The following is a 3989-nucleotide window of genomic DNA, read 5'->3' as shown; positions in this document are numbered from 1 at the left end:
ATGCAGCTCTGGCGGGCCCGTAGCCACCCGCCGCAGGGCCGGCCGCCCGGCAGCGGTGCGGCGTTGTCCCAAAAAGTCTCCCAGGAAGCCATCACCGTGCTGGCGGGCCCCTGCCGCGGGCCGATCGTTCCGGCCAGCGTCAGGGTGAGCGGTGGAACCGAGCAGGACCGCGCGCGCTTCGCCTCCGCGGCGAAGGAGGCCGGAGTCGGCATCGGCGCCGGGCCGCTGGTGACCCTGATCGGTTATGGCGGATCCCCGGCGACGGCGGACGTGGCGGTCGCGCTCGACGCGCCATGGCCGCTGGCAAAGTCCGCGGCGCCCGCCAAGATCGCGCTCTACGGCCGGAGCCAGGAGGCGTTTGACGCGTTGCTGGCGGTGCTGGCCGGAAAGGCCGCCGCCACCGGCAAGCTGCCGGTCGCCGTCGGGCCGCAGCAGGCGGGCTCCGGCTGCGGCTGAGCTGCCCGCGGCGTCTTAGCCGCGGTGTCGTTTAATGGTGCTGTGCCGTTTGCCGCGGTGTCGTTTGTCGCGGTGTCGTTTAATGGTGCTGTGCCCATCCTGAATAAAGACATGACCCTGTGCATCTCGCTCTCGGCCCGGCCGAGCAACAACGGGACCCGCTTCCACAACCATCTCTACGAGCAGCTGGGCCTGAACTGGATCTACAAGGCCTTCGCCCCCACCGATCTGGCCCAGGCGATAGCCGGGGTTCGGGGTCTGGGCATCCGCGGTTGTGCGGTCTCGATGCCGTACAAGGAGGAGGTCATCGGCTTGGTGGACGTTCTGGACCCCTCCGCGAAAGCCATCGATTCGGTCAACACCATCGTCAACGACGGCGGCACGCTCACGGCCTACAACACCGACTACACGGCGATCGAGCAGTTGCTCCAGCGCAACGCCGTCCCCACGGACTATTCGGTCTGGCTGCTGGGCGCCGGGGGGATGGCGAAAGCCACCGCGGCCGCGCTGCGTGACGCTGGCTTCCGGGACGTGACCATCATCGCGCGCAACGCGGAGGCCGGGCCGGCGCTCGCGGGGCTTTACGGTTTCGCGTGGTGCGCCGGGATTCCGGCGGTGGAGGCCGGCGAGGGGTCGGCCGACATGCTGATCAACGTGACGCCGATTGGCATGGCCGGCGGACCGGAGGCCGACACGCTGGCCTTCCCGCACGAAGCCGTGGCGGCCGCGAAGGTGCTCTTCGACGTCGTGGCTCTGCCCGCCGAGACGCCACTGATCCAGGCCGCCCGGGCGGCCGGCAAGCAAGTGATCACCGGCGCCGAGGTCGCCACCATCCAAGCCCTTGAGCAGTTCGTGCTGTACACCGGCGTCCGGCCCTCCGACGAACAGGTCCGGGCAGCCGAGGAGTTCATGCGGGCCCAATAGGGCCGCCCGGTCCTAGACCGGCTGCACCGAGATGGCGACCCGTTCTTCGCCGATCCGGGTGAGGACCAGGGTAGCCGTGTCTTTGGCCGCGTTCCTGGCGCTCCTGCCGCCGGGGAGCAACTGCTTGCGCAGTTCCTCCGGCGTGACCGAGATGCCCCGCTTCTTGATGTCCAGGACGCCGATGCCGTTGTCCTTGACCCAGGCCTTGAGTGCCTTGACGTTGAACGGCATGACCTCGAGGACCTTGTACGCCCGGGCAAAGGGAGTATTGCGGAGCTCCGGCGCGCAGATGTAGGCGATGTGCTCGTCCAGCAGATGCCCACCCAGCTGGAGCGCTACGTCGGCGACCAGGCCCGCGCGGATCACGGCGCCGTCGGGCTCGTAGAGGTAGCCTTCCGCCGGGCCCACTGGGGCTGCCGGTCCGGCGTCGAAGTCCTCCGCGCTGGTGAGCTCCGCGGCGCCCTGCGGGCCCAGGATCAGCGCCGCGCGGCGGATTCCGGGCCGGCGGACGGCGTTGAACCAGAGCGCCACCTCGGTGACGTCGCCGCCCACCGAGACCCACTGCGCCTCGCAGCCGGCCGGCACCGAGGAATGCGGGATGCCGGGGCCCAGCTTCACGCCGACGGCGCGACCGGCGGCGGCCAGGGATTCCACGAAGGACAGCGGAGGGGAGAAGTCTTCCGGATCCCACAGGCGTTTGGTTCCGGAGCTGGAGGTGGTGCGGCGCGCCGGGTCGAGCCAAATGCCGTCGATCCCGTCCAGCGGGACGGCGGCGGCATCGGCATGAACCACCGCCGCGTTCCGGAACGGGATCAGGTTCATGGTGGCGCAGGCGGCCGTCGTTTCGTCCAGTTCCACGGCCGTGACTTTGATGTCAAGGGAGGCCAGTGCCATCGCGTCAGCCCCCAGCCCGCAGCCCAGATCCGCAACGTGCGCAATCCCCGCCGCGGYGAACCGCTGCGCGTGCCGCGCGGCGACGTTGAGCCGGGTGGCCTGTTCCAAGCCGGCCCGGGTGAAGATCATCTGCCGGGCGAATTCGCCGAACTTGGCCTCTGCCTTGGTCCGCAGCCGGGATTGTGTGAGGACCGCTGATACCAGCTCGGCGGAATGTCCGGCCTTGCGCAGCGAGGCATTGAGCCGGAAGGCCTCCTCCTCGCGGTATGGCCCCAGTGACGCCAGCAGGTCCCAGCCCTCCGGATTGAGCAGTGGGGCGATCTGGTCCTGCGTAGTCTCAGCCATGCCATCAAGCGTAGTTCAGGCGCGAGACGCCCTGCGTGCCCGTTAGGCTGGACGGCATGGATGACAGGGACACCGATGACATCGGCGCGGCAGGGACCCGGGAACAGCCGGACGAAGATTTTCCGGTCCGCCGGGGACTGACCCGCTTCGCCCGACCGGCGCTGATCGCGGGCACAGTGGTCGCGGTTGTCTGCGTGGCGTTGCTCGTCATCATCTTCTTCCTCGATTCCTTCAACGCGACCGTCTATTCGGTGGGCGGCAAGGACGTAAAAGACGCCACCGACGAGGCGCGGGCCATCCGTGATACCTACGCCGGAGCCCGGGTGGGCGGCATCATCTTCCTGATCCTCGGAGCGGTGGCCGCGCTGGCCGGGGGATTCCTGCTGTACCGCGACCGGAATAAGTCGCCCCAGATCGACGAAGACGACGACGGCCAGGACTGGGACTACGAGGACCTCGCCGGGCAGTAGGCGCTTTCGCTGTGCCTGCTGGTGTACGGCGTGGTGCGGCGTGACGTGGCACTGAATCGGTCCGCCCACTCCGGACATGCCCGTCCTTCGCGGGCAGCACTGGACATATTGCGTATATGTCCATCTCTGGCCACCAGCAATGGGCAGGTCCATCGCTCCCGGACGGCACGTCCATTGCGCCGGACCGGCAAGGAGCATGCCCATCGCTCAACTCCAAAACTGGGGCACAAGCTCCGCGCCTGGGCAACAAGTCCTTCGTTCCAAGCCGCCCGATGGGCATGTCCGTCCTGCAAGCCGCCCGATGGGCATATCCGTCCTGCAGGCTGCCTTAGGAGCATGTCCGGAGCCCCGGGCAGCCCGCTGCGCACAACCGGAACGTAACAAACCTGAGTCCACCGGCTGCCTCGCAGAATGAGCATGTCCCGGGCCGCGCCGTCCCGGGCCGCGCCGCGCCGCGCCGCGCCGTGTCCGGTCCCGCCGTCGGACGTTCACGGGCGTTCACCCCGGGATGAACTTCTGGCACTCACCTTGACCGAGTGCTAACTACTTACATAGAGTCGTCATTAGCACTCGCCCTAGGCGGGTGCTAACACCTGAAGCTTTACCGGCCTGGCTACTGCCGGCACCGCGACGACGGTCTGTACGCCACGGCACCACAGCTTTAAAGTCCACGAATTTGCTGACGAAAAGGAGAGGTCCTTGTCGGTCTCTATTAAGCCTCTTGAGGATCGTATTGTTGTCCGCCCGCTCGAAGCCGAGCAGACCACGGCTTCCGGCCTGGTTATCCCGGACTCCGCACAGGAGAAGCCGCAGGAAGGCGAAGTTGTTGCAGTAGGCCCCGGCCGCTTCGAAGACGGCAACCGCGTTCCCGTTGACGTAGCCGTTGGCGACGTCGTCATC

General features: G+C 67.8%; 4 protein-coding genes and 1 pseudogene. 4 read left to right on the top strand and 1 reads right to left on the bottom strand.

The features are described from left to right. Together AB4Y86_RS13665 and AB4Y86_RS13660 are read left to right on the top strand one after the other, a co-directional pair. Window positions 1-456: pseudogene (locus tag AB4Y86_RS13665) on the top strand (beta-N-acetylhexosaminidase); the annotation flags it as partial. 90 nt (window positions 457-546) lie between these two features. Then, on the top strand, window positions 547-1380 hold the full coding sequence (locus AB4Y86_RS13660) for a shikimate 5-dehydrogenase (protein WP_441402755.1): 834 nt from the start codon (window positions 547-549) through the stop codon (window positions 1378-1380). Between the two features lie 12 nt (window positions 1381-1392). On the opposite strand, the gene AB4Y86_RS13655 is transcribed toward AB4Y86_RS13660, so the two are convergent. Continuing rightward, on the bottom strand, window positions 1393-2619 hold the full coding sequence (locus AB4Y86_RS13655) for a THUMP-like domain-containing protein (protein ID WP_441402754.1): 1227 nt from the start codon (window positions 2617-2619) through the stop codon (window positions 1393-1395). Window positions 2620-2675: 56 nt separating this feature from the next. On the opposite strand from AB4Y86_RS13655, the gene AB4Y86_RS13650 reads away from it, so the two are divergent. Next, a complete protein-coding gene (locus AB4Y86_RS13650) occupies window positions 2676-3089 on the top strand; it encodes a hypothetical protein (protein ID WP_441402753.1) in 414 nt (137 codons plus the stop codon). Between the two features lie 699 nt (window positions 3090-3788). Continuing rightward, on the top strand, window positions 3789-3989 hold a 201-nt coding region (locus tag AB4Y86_RS13645; protein WP_441402752.1), incomplete at its 3' end, for a co-chaperone GroES.

Origin of the sequence: Arthrobacter sp. 2YAF22_2 (genome assembly GCF_052114645.1) — a bacterium.
Taxonomy (GTDB): Bacteria; Actinomycetota; Actinomycetes; order Actinomycetales; family Micrococcaceae; genus Arthrobacter.
This window is presented reverse-complemented; position numbering and strand designations above follow the sequence as displayed.